This is a genomic window from Pseudomonas sp. P116 (genome assembly GCF_020149425.1).
Lineage (GTDB): Bacteria > Pseudomonadota > Gammaproteobacteria > Pseudomonadales > Pseudomonadaceae > Aquipseudomonas > Aquipseudomonas anatoliensis.
Genome location: NZ_JACVHB010000009.1, coordinates 157269 through 172738, shown reverse-complemented (window position 1 = coordinate 172738; position 15470 = coordinate 157269). Strand labels below are relative to the sequence as shown.

At 58.6% G+C, this 15470-nt stretch carries 13 protein-coding genes; 5 read left to right on the top strand and 8 right to left on the bottom strand.

Features of this window, described 5'->3' with window-relative positions:
- Positions 1 to 18: 18 nt before the first annotated feature.
- The 6 genes from ICA15_RS25940 to ICA15_RS25915 all read right to left on the bottom strand — a co-directional run bounded on the left by ICA15_RS25940 (position 19) and on the right by ICA15_RS25915 (position 7075).
- Complete coding sequence (locus ICA15_RS25940) at positions 19 to 1266, bottom strand: hypothetical protein (RefSeq protein ID WP_210555005.1); 1248 nt, start codon at positions 1264 to 1266, stop codon at positions 19 to 21.
- A 113-nt stretch (positions 1267 to 1379) separates the two neighbouring features.
- Entirely contained in the window at positions 1380 to 1868 is a 489-nt protein-coding gene (locus tag ICA15_RS25935; RefSeq protein WP_224450921.1) for a CS1 type fimbrial major subunit, read from the bottom strand.
- A 25-nt stretch (positions 1869 to 1893) separates the two neighbouring features.
- Complete coding sequence (locus tag ICA15_RS25930) at positions 1894 to 2634, bottom strand: molecular chaperone (RefSeq protein WP_210555003.1); 741 nt, start codon at positions 2632 to 2634, stop codon at positions 1894 to 1896.
- 51 nt (positions 2635 to 2685) lie between these two features.
- Positions 2686 to 3957, bottom strand: a complete 1272-nt coding sequence (locus tag ICA15_RS25925) for a hypothetical protein (RefSeq protein ID WP_224450920.1) — start codon at positions 3955 to 3957, stop codon at positions 2686 to 2688.
- A gap of 3 nt (positions 3958 to 3960) precedes the next feature.
- Entirely contained in the window at positions 3961 to 6483 is a 2523-nt protein-coding gene (locus tag ICA15_RS25920; RefSeq protein WP_210555002.1) for a TcfC E-set like domain-containing protein, read from the bottom strand.
- A gap of 106 nt (positions 6484 to 6589) precedes the next feature.
- Positions 6590 to 7075, bottom strand: a complete 486-nt coding sequence (locus ICA15_RS25915) for a CS1 type fimbrial major subunit (protein ID WP_210555001.1) — start codon at positions 7073 to 7075, stop codon at positions 6590 to 6592.
- 472 nt (positions 7076 to 7547) lie between these two features.
- Between ICA15_RS25915 and ICA15_RS25910 the strand changes: the two genes are divergently transcribed.
- Both ICA15_RS25910 and ICA15_RS25905 read left to right on the top strand, forming a co-directional pair.
- Positions 7548 to 8123 (top strand): PadR family transcriptional regulator, encoded by a 576-nt coding sequence (locus tag ICA15_RS25910; RefSeq protein WP_150601770.1) that lies wholly within the window; start codon positions 7548 to 7550, stop codon positions 8121 to 8123.
- Positions 8120 to 8902 carry a siderophore-interacting protein gene (locus tag ICA15_RS25905; protein WP_210555000.1) on the top strand — a complete coding sequence of 261 codons (783 nt, stop codon included), beginning with the start codon at positions 8120 to 8122 and terminating at the stop codon, positions 8900 to 8902. The genes ICA15_RS25910 and ICA15_RS25905 overlap by 4 nt, the downstream gene beginning before the upstream one ends.
- 87 nt (positions 8903 to 8989) lie before the next feature.
- On the opposite strand, the gene ICA15_RS25900 is transcribed toward ICA15_RS25905, so the two are convergent.
- A complete protein-coding gene (locus ICA15_RS25900) occupies positions 8990 to 9640 on the bottom strand; it encodes a Pr6Pr family membrane protein (protein WP_210554999.1) in 651 nt (216 codons plus the stop codon).
- Between the two features lies 1 nt (position 9641).
- Complete coding sequence (locus tag ICA15_RS25895; RefSeq protein WP_042560787.1) at positions 9642 to 9872, bottom strand: VF530 family DNA-binding protein; 231 nt, start codon at positions 9870 to 9872, stop codon at positions 9642 to 9644.
- Positions 9873 to 10173: 301 nt separating this feature from the next.
- Between ICA15_RS25895 and ICA15_RS25890 the strand changes: the two genes are divergently transcribed.
- The 3 genes from ICA15_RS25890 (at position 10174) to ICA15_RS25880 (ending at position 15036) form a co-directional block, all read left to right on the top strand.
- Positions 10174 to 11535, top strand: coding sequence for a carbohydrate porin (locus ICA15_RS25890; RefSeq protein ID WP_210554998.1), 1362 nt, complete (start codon positions 10174 to 10176; stop codon positions 11533 to 11535).
- A gap of 216 nt (positions 11536 to 11751) precedes the next feature.
- Positions 11752 to 14160 carry a glucose/quinate/shikimate family membrane-bound PQQ-dependent dehydrogenase gene (locus ICA15_RS25885; RefSeq protein WP_150616257.1) on the top strand — a complete coding sequence of 803 codons (2409 nt, stop codon included), beginning with the start codon at positions 11752 to 11754 and terminating at the stop codon, positions 14158 to 14160.
- Positions 14161 to 14661: 501 nt separating this feature from the next.
- Complete coding sequence (locus ICA15_RS25880) at positions 14662 to 15036, top strand: DUF6124 family protein (protein WP_150616258.1); 375 nt, start codon at positions 14662 to 14664, stop codon at positions 15034 to 15036.
- The last annotated feature ends 434 nt before the right edge of the window (positions 15037 to 15470 follow it).

Below are 15470 nucleotides of genomic sequence, written 5' to 3'. Positions count from 1 at the left end.
CGGTTGTTCAGGCCAGGCTCAGACTTGCGAATCCCAGATCACGGTGACGTTGCCTGAGTAGTGGCGGGCGGTCCCTTGGTTGATCATCTCCTCAACGTCATCACGCGGCACTTCGAAATGCAGCGTGCCCGGTTTGCGGTCCACGTAAATACCGGGCTGAAACAGCTCGGTACCGACACCATCGCGACGCAATGGACGACGATTCACCGGCTCGTTCGAGGCATCAGTCAAGCCGCTCGGCAGCGTGACACTGACTTCAAGCGGTACAACGTGACCGGCATTCGGCTCCAGGAGTGCGCAGTTGTTACCGCTGACGTATTGGCATTCCAGGTTCATCTTGAAGCGCGAAGAAGCAGACAGGTTGAAGGTTTGATCGCGGAATAATCGCGTCGGTCTGCGCCCCTGATTCAGCCAGGCTTGCCAGCCACCCTGAGGCAGCAACTCGACCCGGTTCCCGCCTGGCGGGACTTCAACTTTAAGGGTGTGTTGCACCGCCAAATTGAAGTTGAAGGTGTACAGGGTGTCATTGGGGATCATGATGTCGCCGAAGTCGAAATCTTGCCCCGGCCCCATGGTGTAGGTTACGGAACCTGTGTAGTTGCCGGTGGACATGGTTAGAGGATTGGGGGTCCTGAGCTCATAGGAGTATTCGAGTAGTTGATACGTCAATTCAGGAATTTCTACCTGTGCAGCTACGGCACAGACTCCCGCCCGTTCCGGAACGATCCAGTGCCAAAGAATGTACCAAGGTGTTCCGATCACGTAACCCGTACTCTGGCAAGGATTGGGTGGTTTGGGGTGTGACCAGGACCCTTGCCCACCGACCCACACCTTGTGATGCGACATATCAGTAGGCAGATCAGACCTGACACCCACCCCGGCAATTCGCATTTCAACGGTTTCGACTTCCCCCGTCTCTGCGTGGGTCACTTGAAAACGACGCCAGTCGGACGGCATCTTGAACATCGCGCCCTGCCTGGGATCAGCGGCGTCGGCCAATAACGGACCATTGGAATTCGCTTTGAACATATCGTCCCTGATCGAGAAAATATTCATCGCCTCACATCGAGCCGGCATGTGCCCCGCACACACTCCTGTTACCGGTGTGTCGTTACGAAACTTGTTCATTTGCGGGTTTGCCGCATCGGGTCGAAACGACGCGTCAATATTTTTCGTGAGCGCTTGCGCCGTCAGGCTCAGAGACGCAGACAGCACAATGCCCGCAACCAGACGCTTTAAAACATTGTTGAATCGACTGCTGTTCATTCTGAAAGATCCTTGTGGCGAGATCAGCGCGGAGCGACACCCGCACCGCTGAAAATTACTCAACCAGCGACCGCAAAGCCGGTAAGCGCAGCGATGTCCTCGCGCATGAATGATCAAGGCGCCAGCGCTTCAAAAATCATGTGCACACTGCCGTAGTAACTGCCTGGCTGATAAGCGTCCACCGGTAAAGCCGCGGCTATTTCCAGGCCCACCCGCTGGCCTGCCTGGCCATCGAGTTCAGTGATTACGGGCTCGGCAACGAGGCTCAGGCGTTTGCGGTTGAACGTTACGATCAACGGGATGTTGTCCGTGTCCCTGCCATTACTCAGATAGGGCTCGGTACTCATGCGCGCCGTAATGCCGCCATTGACGTTTTTCACATCGAAGTTCTTTCGCAGCGGGGTAAACGTCCCCGATACCGGATTGAACGGCAACGCCTGTTCCTGATGAATCCAGTCAGGCTCGGAGGGGATTACATAAAACTCCGCGGTGGGGATACTCACCGAGACCTCGAACTTTTCACGCTCGACGGTCGCATTCACAATGCCGCTCATGGGTAACAGCAGCGCCAGTGAAATGGCTGCGCGTGTGGTGTTTGACATCTTCATCACCTTTTACGTCCGGGTATCAACCCTTGACCTCGATCGGTTTGCTCGACTTGCCCTCGATCAACATGAAGTTGTATTCACGACCGCTCTGTTTATCGAACGTGAAGGCACGGCCTGGCAGTACGTGATGCTTGGTGGTCGGCTGGCAGTCGCTTTCATCTTTCGCCGAACAGTTTCTGAACTCGTCGACCACCACCGTACTGTTGCCACTGTTGCGCACTTCATAGCGGGTCGCGTCGTTGCTGATCACGCTGTTGAAACGAGTCTCCTTGGGGCGCACGAAGAACACCGTGCCGTATCCGGCCAGCACGTTGACGCCTGCCGACAGGCCTTTTTTGTATTCGTCGCGCTCCTCTTCGGCCACTGCAAATTCATCTTCTTTTTCCGGCACCACCGGGACGAATCGCACGCGGAAATAACGCTCCTTTTCCCGTTCGCCCATGAACACCAGACGACTGCCCTGCATGCCATTGGCCGGGACGATCAGTCGCGCGGGGCTGGCCATCAAGCCATCACGGGCATTGGCTTCGGTCTGGTTGACCAATGCGATTTCCCGCGCGGTGCCGTCGGCGTCATACACAATTTCGAGGATGTTGATCTTGACGAACGCGGTGGCGTCGCCACCGTTGAAAACCCGTTTCAGGTAAGTGCTCTTATCACCGTCGAGATAGTCGTAGACCACGCCGACGTTGATCGCGGGTCCAGCGTGAGAGATAAGCGGTAGCCAGCCTGCGAGCAGCAATGCCAGTCGATAATTCATGGTTTCAGCCTCTGGATGTAGAACGATGAACGAAACACGCACACAGGGTGCTCAGACTTGCGAATCCCAGATCACGGTGACATCGCCGGTGTAGGTTTTCCCCTCACCGGTAAGCATTTGCTCGACCGCTTCACGGCCGACTTCGAAATGCAGCGTTGCCGGTTTGCGATCAACGTAATAGGCCGGCTCAAAAAGCTCGGTGCCCGTACCTTCGCGCAATAATGGACGTCGATTGACTGGCTGCCCGCCGGCATCGATCATTCCGGCCGGCAGGGTGACGGCAATGTTCAGCGGCACGGCATCTCCGGAAACCGGATCGCGGATCAGGCACGTATTGCTCCCGTCGCCGTACTGGCATTCGAGCTGCATCTTGAAACGGCTGGAACTCGAAATACTGAATGTCTGATCGCGGAACAGGCGTTCTGGGCGGCGATTGCGCTGCAGCCAGGCCTGCCAGCCGCCCTGCGGCAACAGCTCGATACGATGACCGCCGGGGGGTATTTCGACTTTGAGGGTGTGCTCAACGCTCAAGACAAAATCGATGGTGGCCAGCGAATCGTTGGGGAGGACGGCGTCACCAAAATCGAAATCCAGACCCGGCCCGACCGTATAGGTGATGCTGCCTCGGTAGATACCGGTCGGCATTTTCAGTGGATTGGGCGTACGCAGCTCGTATCCGAAGAAGATATAGCGGTAATTGAAGTTGGGCAGGTCAAACAGCGCTGTCGTGGCACACGCGCCTGCATTTTCCGGCACCATCCACATGAAAATGACGTAATAGCTGGTACCGTTCAATCCGCCACCGGACACACAGGGAGCGGGGGCCGCGTGCCAGCGGCCAGTGCTCCACAACTGGTTATAGCCACCGCCGCCGGTCAACTCCCCAACATCGGCATGATGGTCGGCGCGGCCACCGATACCGGAAATGCGAATTTCCAGACTGGCCTCATCACCGCTCTCGTTCGTGACAGACAATCGTCGCCATTGCGAGGGGGTTTTCAGGTAGGCCCCTTGGCGCGGGTCGGGATGATTGGCCTGCACCGGTTTGCCCGAAGTGACCGGGTACCCGCCCAATGGCAAGGTCAGACTGAACAAATTGTTGGCCTGACAATGCGCCCAGAAATGTTCGCAGTAACCGGAACTGGGTGTGGTGTTGGTGAATTTATTGACCATGGGATTGGTCGGATCCGGCCGAAACAAAGCCGTCACTTCAACATTGCCTGCTTGCGCCCACAGCGGTGATGCCGCAAACACCACGGCCGCAGTGAATCGGCCGAAGCGACTCTTCAGCGAGCTGGGTAATTTCAATATTTGTCCAGTCATTGGTTAACCTGCCGTTCGTTGACGTGGAGTGGTGTCTGCCAACGTATCCGGCGTGCAACGCAGATCCCCGATCATCAGCACATCGTTTTCACTGCGCGCATTGGCCGTGTCGAGACGGAACTGGCACAGCAACTGTTCACCGGAGCGCACTTCCAGGGTCGGTGAACCGGCGTTCATTTCCATCGAGAAGAAGCCGTCCACCTCGCTGACACCGCGACTGGCGTGGTTGATGATGTGGTGGCCCTTGAGCGGCTTGCCTTGCGGATCGAGCAAACGCCCGAGCACGGTCAGGGTTCTGCTCACGGTGATCTTGCGGTACCCCACTCCCCCCTTGTTCATGTGGTAGCGGGCGCGCTGCGGTTGAATGCTGGCGGACGGCACGTGGTTGCCTTCGAAATCGAAGCTCACCGAGCTGTTTTTATACGCGGTCAGTGACACGTAATTGCGCCCCGGGCGCAGGGTTGTGCTGCCGCCACTGAGGTCGTCGGCGCGTAGAGCGATGTCGTCGAGATCGCTTTCAACGTCGATGATCATCCCGGCACCGCCGCTGGCGTGCTGGCTGGTCATGACGATCTTGTCTGCGCCAACCGCCACGGTGCTGTCGAGGTTGAGGCCGCCGGTGTAATTGCCGTTGTAGGACGAGCGCTGAATGAACGCATCGCCATTGAATGCATCGGTGCGGAAACTGCCAAGGCCTGATACGCCGACGCCATAGGTGTCAGCGAGCGCCGTCACCGAGACGTTTTGCAGTACGTGGTTTTCCAGAGTCTTGTTGTAGGTCAGCGACGCGTTGTTGTCGCGGCCACCCTCCCGGGCCGTGCGCGTACCGATGCTGCCCGACCACTGTTCGCCCTTTGCGCCGAGGGCCAGGCTGACACTCAAATCGACTCCGCGATTGCGTGCCTGCCCGCTGCTGAAACTGGCGGGGCGATCGAACACCGAAAAACGCCAACTGGCATCGCTGCCAAGCAGCAGGCTGCGTTGCGTCCAGCCCAGGTCGATACCCACGCCCTCGACATTGCCCTCGCTATGGGAAACCCGGCCATTGAGCGATTGCTTGCTGTTAAGTCGATGGTTGATCGCCAGCGACGTATTGGCGGTCTGGCCGATATACACGTTGCGTTGGCGTACCCGCGTACCGTCCGGCAAGGTCTCATAAATATTGGTGGTGTCCAGCCAGCTGCGGTTATGCGTGGCGAACAGGTTGCCCGAGCCATAGTTGTAGATGCCTTGCAGATCCATCCCGGTGCCGTGGTCTTCGGTCTGGTAAACGTTGGCGTACAGGCTGGTGTTATTGGCCAACGTCCAGTCAATCGACGAAGCCACTTGCTGCTTGCCTTGCAGTTGCCGCGCCGAGAGGCCGACGATCACCCGCGGGTGCAGCAGATAATTCAGCGCTGCACCGGCCGTCATATCCCCACGAGACTGTTCGTCCCAGTTACTCAACAATTTGCTTTCCTGGCCGGCGAACACGCTGTAGCGCCAACGCTCATCGTGATTGCGCCAGTTGCTGGGTTTGTACACCAGATCCTGCGTGGTTGAGGTGATCTGGCCGTCTTCGATCAGCCGCACTTCAACTTCGTAGATGCCCCCGGGCAGCGTCCGGGTGTCGAGGGTTTGCAGGCCGGCACTGACCGCTTGGGTGTTGATCAACAGACCGTTGCGATAGATTTCTACCGATGCCTGGCGGTTGGCCGTCACGTAAATCGGGTAAACGCTGGGCGTAGGATTGTTGATTGCCAGGCTGTCGGAGCTGCCAAACATCACGCCCGCCGCCGTATCGGGGCTGGCGCCAAATGAACGCAACTGCCGCGTCAGGCCTTCGGAGCTGGGGGTGAAATAACCCAGTCGCAGAAAATTGCCCTGCAACTCACGCTGGCCGTACAGCTCGTGCACCGCGTGATAAAGCTTGTCGTCAGGTCCGCCCAGGCGCGCCAGTTGCAGGTTGACCCGTTGCGTCCAGTTGCCGAGGCTGCTACTCGCCTCAAGGCCATAACGTCCGCCGAGGTCTTGCTCCTGCCCACCGTTGAGGTTCAGTTGATTACGCAGGATCAACCCGGTGCTGCCCTGTTCCGGGAGCGTGTAATAGCGCAGGGCGTCGATGTCGCGCTCGGCATTTTCGGTGGCAATCGACACCAGCGAATTCTGCAGGTTGTAATGCACTGCCAATACTTGCTCAGGGCAACTGCCCTGACAGGCGCCCAGGCTCACACCCTGCTTCAGAAAAACACCCAATATCTCCCGTTCACTGGCCGGGATCTGGCTGTCGCTGGTATCGGTAAATTCCAGCAGAGTGACGCGATCATCCTTGCTTAATACGACCATCGCCTCACCGAGAAATTGTTGATCACGCTCAACCCGAACAGCTAATGGCACATCGAAGAAGTGTTCTTCGAATTCCGCCGGCAACCCTTTGGCCTGAGCAAGCAGACTGCGCGGTGTGTTAGCGTTATTAGTGGGCGCGGCCAAGGCACTGGCACATAAAAAAAGTGCGAGCGCTGCCGCGATGGGCGTCATCGGGAACATGGTCTTTAATACTCGAATTACTTGATGAGCTGGCGTCCACTGATCATCGATAGATGATCAGTGGGCCAAGACTATTGAATAAGCATTGTGTTATTCAAAAAGTTGTTTACGGCTTCAACACAGGCTCGAATACCACGGCGAAACTACCCGAGTAGTTGCCCGATTGCCCAGCAGTTGGCGCGGCAGCCCTGATGACCATTTCCCGCTGCACGCCAGGTACAGAGTCAGTTTCGTTGACGATTTCGGTGGTGACGCTAGTGACTTCCACGCCACCGATCTTGACGCTCAGCGGGATGCTGTCACGGCCGTTGTACAACGCGGCAGTGCCGTCGAGCACGGCATTGATCGCACCCTTGTTGTCGGTATGCTTCATGTTGAAGATTTCAGTAATAGTGCTCAGTTCGCCGCTGCCCAACTGGGTCATGGTTTCATCGACACCGAAGCCTGGCGTCTGAGGAGCGGCATTGAACAGCGAAGTAGGCACGAAGGCCTTGATGTTGATCGTCTGGCTAATCGGGTCTGCGGCAAACGCCACGGAAGAACTCAGTGCCAGGATGGCCATCGGGGCGGAAATTGCAAACTTCTTGAACATGATCAGTACCTGCTTTTGATAAGGATTGATGCGTGGAAAGTTTTGTCATTTGCCGACTCAACTTTCGACGCGGAGGCATGATCAAGTAATTCAACAACAAAGTAAGTAGGAAATTTCACCACTACCCGTAGTTATTGATACCCATGTAAAAGAGGAAAAAAACTGTTTTAAGCGTTTAAGAGAACAGTGACTCTCAGAACTATACTACATACAGTTTTCAGCAAAAAAACATACAGATTTAAAACCTTCCATAGTGCTTGTTACTACAGGCTTATGCGCCAATAAAGAAACTGATGTTCGATTTCACACTGTTGTAATTAGCACAATTACTCTAGAAAAATACAAACCTCATCCCGCATCGACGACGGCGCCATTTTCGTTGAAGCGCCGCAGCGACCGCTGATCCGAACCTCTTGCATTCGCCATAAGATATATCTTAAGTTGTATCTAAACACGACGAGAGAACACAGAAATGAGAGACCATCATTCCCCCCACCGCGAACATGGCGATGGCCGTGACGGCTTCGAGAAGCGCCCCGGCCGCGAACGCGGTGGTCGCGGCCCGCGAGTATTTGCCCCGGGCGACCTGAAACTGCTGCTGCTGGCGCTGGTCGCCGAACAGCCGTGCCACGGCTACGACCTGATCCGCCAGATCGAAGCCATGTTCGACGGCGCCTATAGCCCGAGTCCCGGCGTGATCTATCCGACCCTGACCTTTCTGGAAGAAAGCGAATTGATCAGCGGCGACGCCGAGGGCGGCAAGAAACGCTACAGCGTGACTGACAGCGGACGCCTTTCGCTGAGCGAGCAAGCCGTGGCGCTGGACGGTGTGCGCATGCGCATCGACGTCAGCAAACGTTCGCTGCGCGGCCATGACCGGCCGCCGGAAATTCATGAAGCGGTGCACAACCTGCGCCACGCCTTGCAGTTGCATCACGGGCGCTGGAGCGCGGAAGAAATCCTGCGTGTGCGTGATCTGCTCAACAACACCGCCAAAGCCATCGTCGACGGCCCCGCCGTTCAACCTGCCCCGGAGAAAGCCGAATGACTGCAGTCGATAGCCAAACCATTCACCGCGTGATGCACGAAATCAAACGCCGCCGCCTCGAAGTGCTGCGTGTGGTCGACCTGACCCCGCGCATGCGCCGCATCACCCTCGGCGGGCCGGAACTGGCCGGGTTCATCAGCCTGGGCACGGACGATCACGTCAAACTGCTGTTCCCGCAGAACGCCGAACAAACCGCTGCACTGGAAACGATGGTGCTCGGCGGCAAGAACGAAGGCCCGATGCCCGAGATGCGCGACTACACCCCGCGCCGCTACGACCTCGACACACTTGAGCTGGACATCGATTTTGTCCTGCACGGCGACGGGCCTGCCTCGACCTGGGCCGAACAGGTCACACCCGGCCAGTTCCTGCACATCGGCGGGCCGCGCGGCTCGATGATCGTGCCGGACATTTTCGACAGCTACCTGCTGATCGGCGACGAAACCGCCCTCCCGGCCATCGCACGCCGCCTCGAAGGCCTGGCGGCCAATCGCAAGGCGCTGGTGGTGATCGAAGTGGCAAACGGTGCCGAGCAGCAAACGCTGGAAAGCGCCGCGCAGGTCAATGTCATCTGGGTACTGCGCGATGGCGGTACGGATAACCTGCTGACCACCGTCAAGCAACTGCAGGTGCCCAAGGGCAATCTCTATGCGTGGGTGGCGACGGAGACCAAAGTCTCGCGGCAGATCCGCCGCGTGCTGCTGGATGAGCATGGGCTCGACGAGAAACTGGTGAAAGCCGTCGGTTACTGGCGCGCCGAGGGCTCTGAAGAAGAGTGATACCCCCTGTAGGAGCTGCCGCAGGCTGCGATCTTTTGATCTTGTCTTTTTAAGCCAGAGTCAAAAGATCGCAGCCTGCGGCAGCTCCTACCGGTACTTTAACTTCGTGCGGGAGCGCCAATGGTCCAGGCCAATCACCGCCACGCCAATCCCCACAAACCCCACCAATATCCCCCCGGCATTGATGAACACCTGTGGATAACCCAACGTCGCCACATCAATGAACGGGTACGCATACGCTCCGAGAAAATGCCCGCGCAGCAACGCGTAAATGAAGTAGATCAGCGGATAAATCAGCCACATCGGCAGATGCCACAGGCGCAACGTGCCTTTCGGTACGCAAAACCACCAATAGCCCAGAAATAACAGCGGCATCACGTCGTGGAGCAATTCGTCGGCGATGAATTGCCAACCCTCGGGGTGCCATAAATGCCGCAGCAAAATACTGTAGGCGAGGCCGACCACAACGATGCTCACCGCGACTCCGCTACTGACCCAAGGTTGCAGAAACCAGCGCCGTGCCGCGGATTCGCGCTGGGTCACCGCGCAGGTCAGCACCGTCGCCACCAAGGTATTGGTCAACACCGTGAAGTAACTGAAGAAACTAACCAGCCCGCCCAGCAGACTGGCATCGACACTCAAACGCGCGATAAAAATCAGGTACAGCTGAATGCCCAACCCTGCCCAGCCAAGGGTGGCTGCGAGGGTGATCAAGCGATGGCGCCACACGGGGTCCATCTCAGAGCGGTCGCTTGGTGCGCATCAATTTCACGTACAGACGTTCGACTTTCTCCCGCGCCCACGGGGTTTTACGCAAAAACGTCAGGCTCGACTTGATGCTCGGATCGCTCTTGAAGCAACGAATGTCGATACGCTCGGCGAGCCCCGACCATTCGTAGTGGGCCACCAGCGCGGTGAGGATCTGTTCGAGGGTTACGCCGTGCAGCGGATCGGGGGTTTGTTCGTTCATGCCAGGCCTTTGGGCGAAGTGAAAATACAGAAGCCGCGCACCTTAGCCGAGGGGCTGACCGGGTGGAAGGCCTGACTTCAAATGTAGGCCAACCCGCGAAGATCGCAGCCTGCGAACGAGGAGACAATGCGCCCGTTTGCCGCACTGTTACCGAATACGAAATGCTGCATGTCTACAAAAGCTCTTTGTCTTTTTGTTACAGATCATTATCCTGCCGCCCTTCCGCTGAATCGCTTCACTGCCTGCGTCAAATCGTAGCGGCCAGCTTATCCCCAAAAAAAGACCAAGAAAGACCCCTTTTATGCCTGATTTTCCGTTGTTTCGAGATAGCGCTATCTCCACCCTGCGCCTGATTGGCGGCTGCACCGCCCTAGGCCTCGCCACCTGCGCTCAAGCCGCCCCTGCGTTCGACAGTGAATCGCCGTACATGCTCGGTGACTGGAACGGCAAGCGCACAGAACTCTCGGAAAAAGGCTACGACTTCAAGCTCGATTACACCGGCGAAATGGGCAGTAACCTGCACGGCGGCTACGACCACGATCGCACGGCGCGCTACAGCGACCAGTTCGGCCTCGGTACGCACCTGGACCTGCAAAAGATCCTCGGCTGGGACGACGCCGAGTTTCAACTGACCATCACCAAGCGCAGCGGCAACAACATCAGCAACGACCGCATCAACGATCCGCGCGTCGGTGGCTTCACGTCGGCCCAGGAAGTCTGGGGCCGTGGCCAGACCACGCGCCTGACGCAGATGTGGTACCAGCAAAAATTCTTCGATCAGAAACTCGACATCAAGGTCGGCCGTTTCGGCGAAGGCGAAGACTTCAACAGCTTCCCGTGCGACTTCCAGAACCTGGCGTTCTGCGGCTCGCAGGTCGGCAACTGGGTCGGCGGCATCTGGTACAACTGGCCGGTCAGCCAGTGGGCGATGCGCGTCAAATATCACCTGACCCCCGAGTTGTACGCACAGGTCGGCGCTTACGAGCAGAACCCGTCCAACCTCGATCGCGGCAACGGCTTCAAGTTGAGCGGCAGCGGCACCCAAGGCGCGATCCTGCCGGTTGAACTGGTGTGGACGCCGAAATTCAACGGCCTGCCGGGCGAGTACCGTGCCGGTTATTACTACAGCAACGCCAAGGCCAGCGATGTCTATAAAGACAACAACGGCCAACCCGCCGCCCTCAGCGGCGAAGCCTACCGCAGCGCCTCCAGCAAACACGGTGTGTGGCTCGGCGTGCAGCAGCAGATCACCAGCATGGCCAGCGACAACTCGCGTGGCCTGAGCGTGTTCGCCAACGGCACGATGCACGACAAGAAAACCAACGCCATCGACAACTACGTGCAGGCCGGCCTCGTCTACAAAGGCCTGCTCGCCAGCCGCGCCAAAGACGACATCGGCTTCGCTATGGCCCGCGTCCACGTCAACCCGGCCTATCGCAAAAACGCCGAGAAGACCAACCAGGCCCGCGCCGTTTATGACTACGACGACCCATCGTTCCTGCCGCCGCAAGACACCGAGTACAGCGCCGAACTGTATTACGGCGTGCATGTGACGAACTGGCTGACCGTACGCCCGAACCTGCAATACATCCGCCATCCGGGCGGCGTAGACAAGGTTGATGACGCACTGATCGGCGGGATCAAGATCCAGTCTTCGTTCTAAAGCACTACGCAAATCCATTGTAGGAGTGAGCCTGCTCGCGATAGCGGTGTTTCAGTCACTGGAGATGTCGCCTGACACACCGCTTTCGCGAGCAGGCTCACTCCTACAGGAGAAATTCGTTAGCTACACAAGTTTTATCTGAACCATGCCCACGCCAAATCGTCATCTACAGTGACTACAGCGCGGGACTACATAAACGTCACGGAGAATCACACTATGAGCACCGAAAGTGCTTCGAGTCGGGGCCGTCTGCTACCGAGCCTGCTCGGCATTCTGCTTCTACTGATGGGCCTGGCCATGCTGGCCGGAGGGGTCAAGCTGAGCATGCTCGGCGGCTCGCTGTATTACCTGCTGGCCGGTATTGGCATCGCGCTGACCGGCATTCTGTTGCTGCTGCGCCGCCGCGCCGCGCTGGGCCTGTACGCCATCGTGCTGTTTGCCAGCACCGTTTGGGCGCTGTGGGAAGTCGGTCTGGACTGGTGGCAGTTGGTACCACGTCTGGCGATGCTGTTCGCGCTGGGCCTGGTCATGTTGCTGCCATGGTTCCGTCGTCCGCTGCTGCTCGATGGCCCTGCCCCGATGGGCACCGGCGCCTTGAGCGTGGCCGTGGTTCTGGCCGGCCTGACTGCACTGGCCAGTCAATTCACCAACCCGGGTGAAATCAAAGGCCAACTGGATCGCGACAGCGTTGAAGGCATGACCAACACCGCCCCGGCCATGCCCGACGGTGACTGGAACTCCTACGGCCGCAGCGCCCACGGTGACCGTTACTCGCCATTGGCGCAGATCACTCCGGCCAACGTGAGCAAACTGGTTCCAGCGTGGACCTACCGCACTGGCGACATCCCGGGGCCGAACGATCCGGGCGAAACCACTGCCGAAAACACCCCGCTGAAAGTCAACGGCATGCTCTACGTGTGCACGCCGCACAGCCAGGTGATTGCCCTTGATCCGGATTCGGGCAAGGAGATCTGGCGTTTCGATCCGAAGCTGAGCACGCAGAACGCGGCCAACTTCAAAGGCTGGGCGCACATGACCTGCCGTGGCGTGACTTACCACGACGACGCGGTCTATGCGTCCGAGCAGAGCCCGACCGGTTCGGCCAGCCCGGCCCCGGCCAGCGCTTGCCCACGCCGCATCTTCCTGCCGACCGCCGACACCCGTCTGATCGCCCTGAACGCCGACACCGGCAAAATGTGTGAAGACTTCGGCGACAAAGGCCAGGTTGACCTGTCTGCCAACATCGGCGGCTTCAATGCGGGTGGTTACTACTCCACCTCGCCTCCAGCGGTCACCAAAGACCTGGTGGTGATTGGCGGCCACGTTACCGACAACGTTTCCATCGACGAGCCGAGCGGCGTGATCCGCGCGTTCGACGTGCACACCGGCAAACTGGTGTGGAACTGGGACAGCGGCAACCCGGACGACACTGCGCCGATTGCCGAAGGCAAGACCTACACCCGCAACTCGCCCAACATGTGGTCGATGTTCGCGGTCGACGAAAAACTCGGCATGCTCTACCTGCCGATGGGCAACCAGACCCCGGACCAGTTCGGCGGCGCGCGTACCCCGGAATCGGAACTGCACGCAGCCGGCCTGACCGCGCTGGACATTGCCACCGGTAAAGTGCGCTGGAACTTCCAGTTCACCCACCATGACCTGTGGGACATGGACGTTGGCGGCCAGCCAACCGTGATGGACATCAAAACCGCAGACGGCGTGAAGCCTGCGGTGCTGGCGTCGACCAAGCAAGGCAGCATCTACGTGCTGGATCGCAACACTGGCAAAGCCATTGTGCCGATCAACGAGATCCCGGTACCGCAAGGCGCGGTGGAAGGCGACCACACTTCGCCAACCCAACCGAAATCCGACCTGAACTTCATGCCGCCGCCGTTGAAAGAACGCGACATGTGGGGCGTTACGCCGTTCGACCAGATGCTGTGCCGGATCGACTTCAAATCCCTGCGTTATGACGGCCCGTTCACCCCGCCGTCGCTGCAAGGCTCGATCGTTTACCCAGGCAACTTCGGCGTGTTCGACTGGGGCGGCATCTCGGTCGATCCGGTTCGCCAGATCGCATTTGTGAACCCGAGCTACATGGCGTTCCGCTCGAAACTGATCCCGGCCGCTGATATCGCCAAACAAGGTCCACGCGTCAGTGAAACCGAAGGCGTGCAGCCAAACAAAGGCGCGCCATACGGTGTGATCCTCGAAGCGCTGCTGTCGCCAATGGGCCTGCCGTGCCAGGCGCCAGCGTGGGGTTATGTTGCCGCGGTCGACCTGACCAACAACAAAACCATCTGGATGCATAAAAACGGCACCGTGCGCGACAGCTCGCCGGTTCCGATCCCGCTGAGCATGGGCGTACCTAGCCTGGGCGGCACGTTCACCACTGCCGGTGGCGTCGCGTTCCTGAGCGGTACTCTCGACCAGTACCTGCGCGCCTACGACGTGAAAAACGGCAAGCAACTGTGGGAAGGCCGCCTGCCAGCAGGCGCGCAAACCACACCGATGACCTACACCGGCAAGGACGGCAAGCAATACGTGCTCGTCGTCGCCGGCGGTCACGGCTCGCTGGGCACCAAGCAAGGTGACTATGTGATTGCGTACAAACTGTCTGAATAAGCGTTAACGGCAGTTAAGGAAAAGGCGATGTCCCGCGAGGGGCATCGCCTTTTTTGTTGCCACCGACTCCCTGTAGGAGCTGCCGAAGGCTGCGATCTATTGATCTTGTTTTTTGCAGATCAACGTCAAAAGATCGCAGCCTTCGGCAGCTCCTACAGGGGATTGGGTGGAGTCCTACAGAACGGAAATTGGCCGAGATATTTCCGACAAGTCGCGTCGGTTGTGCGTCGGAAATGGGGTGGATAGGCTCAAGGGGTCGCTGCAAATTCAGCGACCGGGCGTCGCGGCCCGAGCAGTTCATTCGATTTGATGCATAATCGCCAGCCCAAACTGGAGCGCCCAGCGCTTTTCGTTTGGTTTGATGGTGGCTGTGCGCGGGATACCTTCGGGTATGCCGAGATTGCCGAATGGCTCGGTCCGCGAACCCGCGTACAGCTGCCACCCTCTGTCGCGTCGCGGTGATTGAGAGTGACAGCCCCACTTATCATTCGGAGTTCCACTATGAAAAAGCCCACACCCAACCCACCAGAAACCAACGATACCTCGCCCTACCAATCCCCCGATTCGAAGAAATTCCACGAAGCCGCCGAACGCGCCCTCGACCACTACCTCAAACCCAACGCACTCACCTTGCGCTTCCACAAACCCAGCACCATGTTCCAGGTCGCGCCAGACCAGGACAGCGAAAGCCTGCTGGTCCACGCCTGCGAATCCCTGGCGCAAGCCAGCCTCATGAGCAGCGACATCGCCGCCTACATCGACCTGCCCCAGCGGCGGACGATCCTGGCGATCCAGCAAATCATCATGCTCGCGGAACTGGCGGTGAATCGAGTGCTGGATAACCTCGAAATCCCACAACCGGCGCCACACAGCTGAGCCCCTGTAGGAGTGAGCCTGCTCGCGATTGCAGTCCGACATTCAACACAGTTGTCGACAGACCCACCGCCATCGCGAGCAGGCTCACTCCTACAATTGAATCGTATGCCTCTAGCCAGAAACCGGTCGGCTGCCAGGCCGCCATCGCTGGCAAGCCAGCTCCCACAATTCTGACCGCGTGCAAACCATGCGGCGTAGCCGCCCCACTCAACAGGATGAGCGTTAGCTCGGCTGCAGCTCTTGATCTTGCCGTACCGGCCCCTTCGGCAGGCTTCGTTGCGGGATTGATCCGGGGGTGGGCGCGTAGCGCCGTTCGACGAAGTCGAATACATCGAAAGGAGGTGCAGCGAAGCAAACCGGAAGCGATGCCCCCGGATCAATTCCGGAGCGAAGGAACCCCGAGCCCCAGCGAGCGGGCCGAACGCCGGGGCCCA

Coding starts and splice junctions, on each gene's coding strand:
- ICA15_RS25880 (WP_150616258.1), top strand. CDS start 14,662: ATGAAAAAGCCCACACCCAACCCACCAGAAACCAACGATACCTCGCCC.
- ICA15_RS25940 (WP_210555005.1), bottom strand. CDS start 1,266: ATGAACAGCAGTCGATTCAACAATGTTTTAAAGCGTCTGGTTGCGGGC.
- ICA15_RS25925 (WP_224450920.1), bottom strand. CDS start 3,957: ATGACTGGACAAATATTGAAATTACCCAGCTCGCTGAAGAGTCGCTTC.
- ICA15_RS25930 (WP_210555003.1), bottom strand. CDS start 2,634: ATGAATTATCGACTGGCATTGCTGCTCGCAGGCTGGCTACCGCTTATC.
- ICA15_RS25920 (WP_210555002.1), bottom strand. CDS start 6,483: ATGTTCCCGATGACGCCCATCGCGGCAGCGCTCGCACTTTTTTTATGT.
- ICA15_RS25895 (WP_042560787.1), bottom strand. CDS start 9,872: ATGAACGAACAAACCCCCGATCCGCTGCACGGCGTAACCCTCGAACAG.
- ICA15_RS25885 (WP_150616257.1), top strand. CDS start 11,752: ATGAGCACCGAAAGTGCTTCGAGTCGGGGCCGTCTGCTACCGAGCCTG.
- ICA15_RS25910 (WP_150601770.1), top strand. CDS start 7,548: ATGAGAGACCATCATTCCCCCCACCGCGAACATGGCGATGGCCGTGAC.
- ICA15_RS25890 (WP_210554998.1), top strand. CDS start 10,174: ATGCCTGATTTTCCGTTGTTTCGAGATAGCGCTATCTCCACCCTGCGC.
- ICA15_RS25915 (WP_210555001.1), bottom strand. CDS start 7,075: ATGTTCAAGAAGTTTGCAATTTCCGCCCCGATGGCCATCCTGGCACTG.
- ICA15_RS25905 (WP_210555000.1), top strand. CDS start 8,120: ATGACTGCAGTCGATAGCCAAACCATTCACCGCGTGATGCACGAAATC.
- ICA15_RS25935 (WP_224450921.1), bottom strand. CDS start 1,868: ATGTCAAACACCACACGCGCAGCCATTTCACTGGCGCTGCTGTTACCC.
- ICA15_RS25900 (WP_210554999.1), bottom strand. CDS start 9,640: ATGGACCCCGTGTGGCGCCATCGCTTGATCACCCTCGCAGCCACCCTT.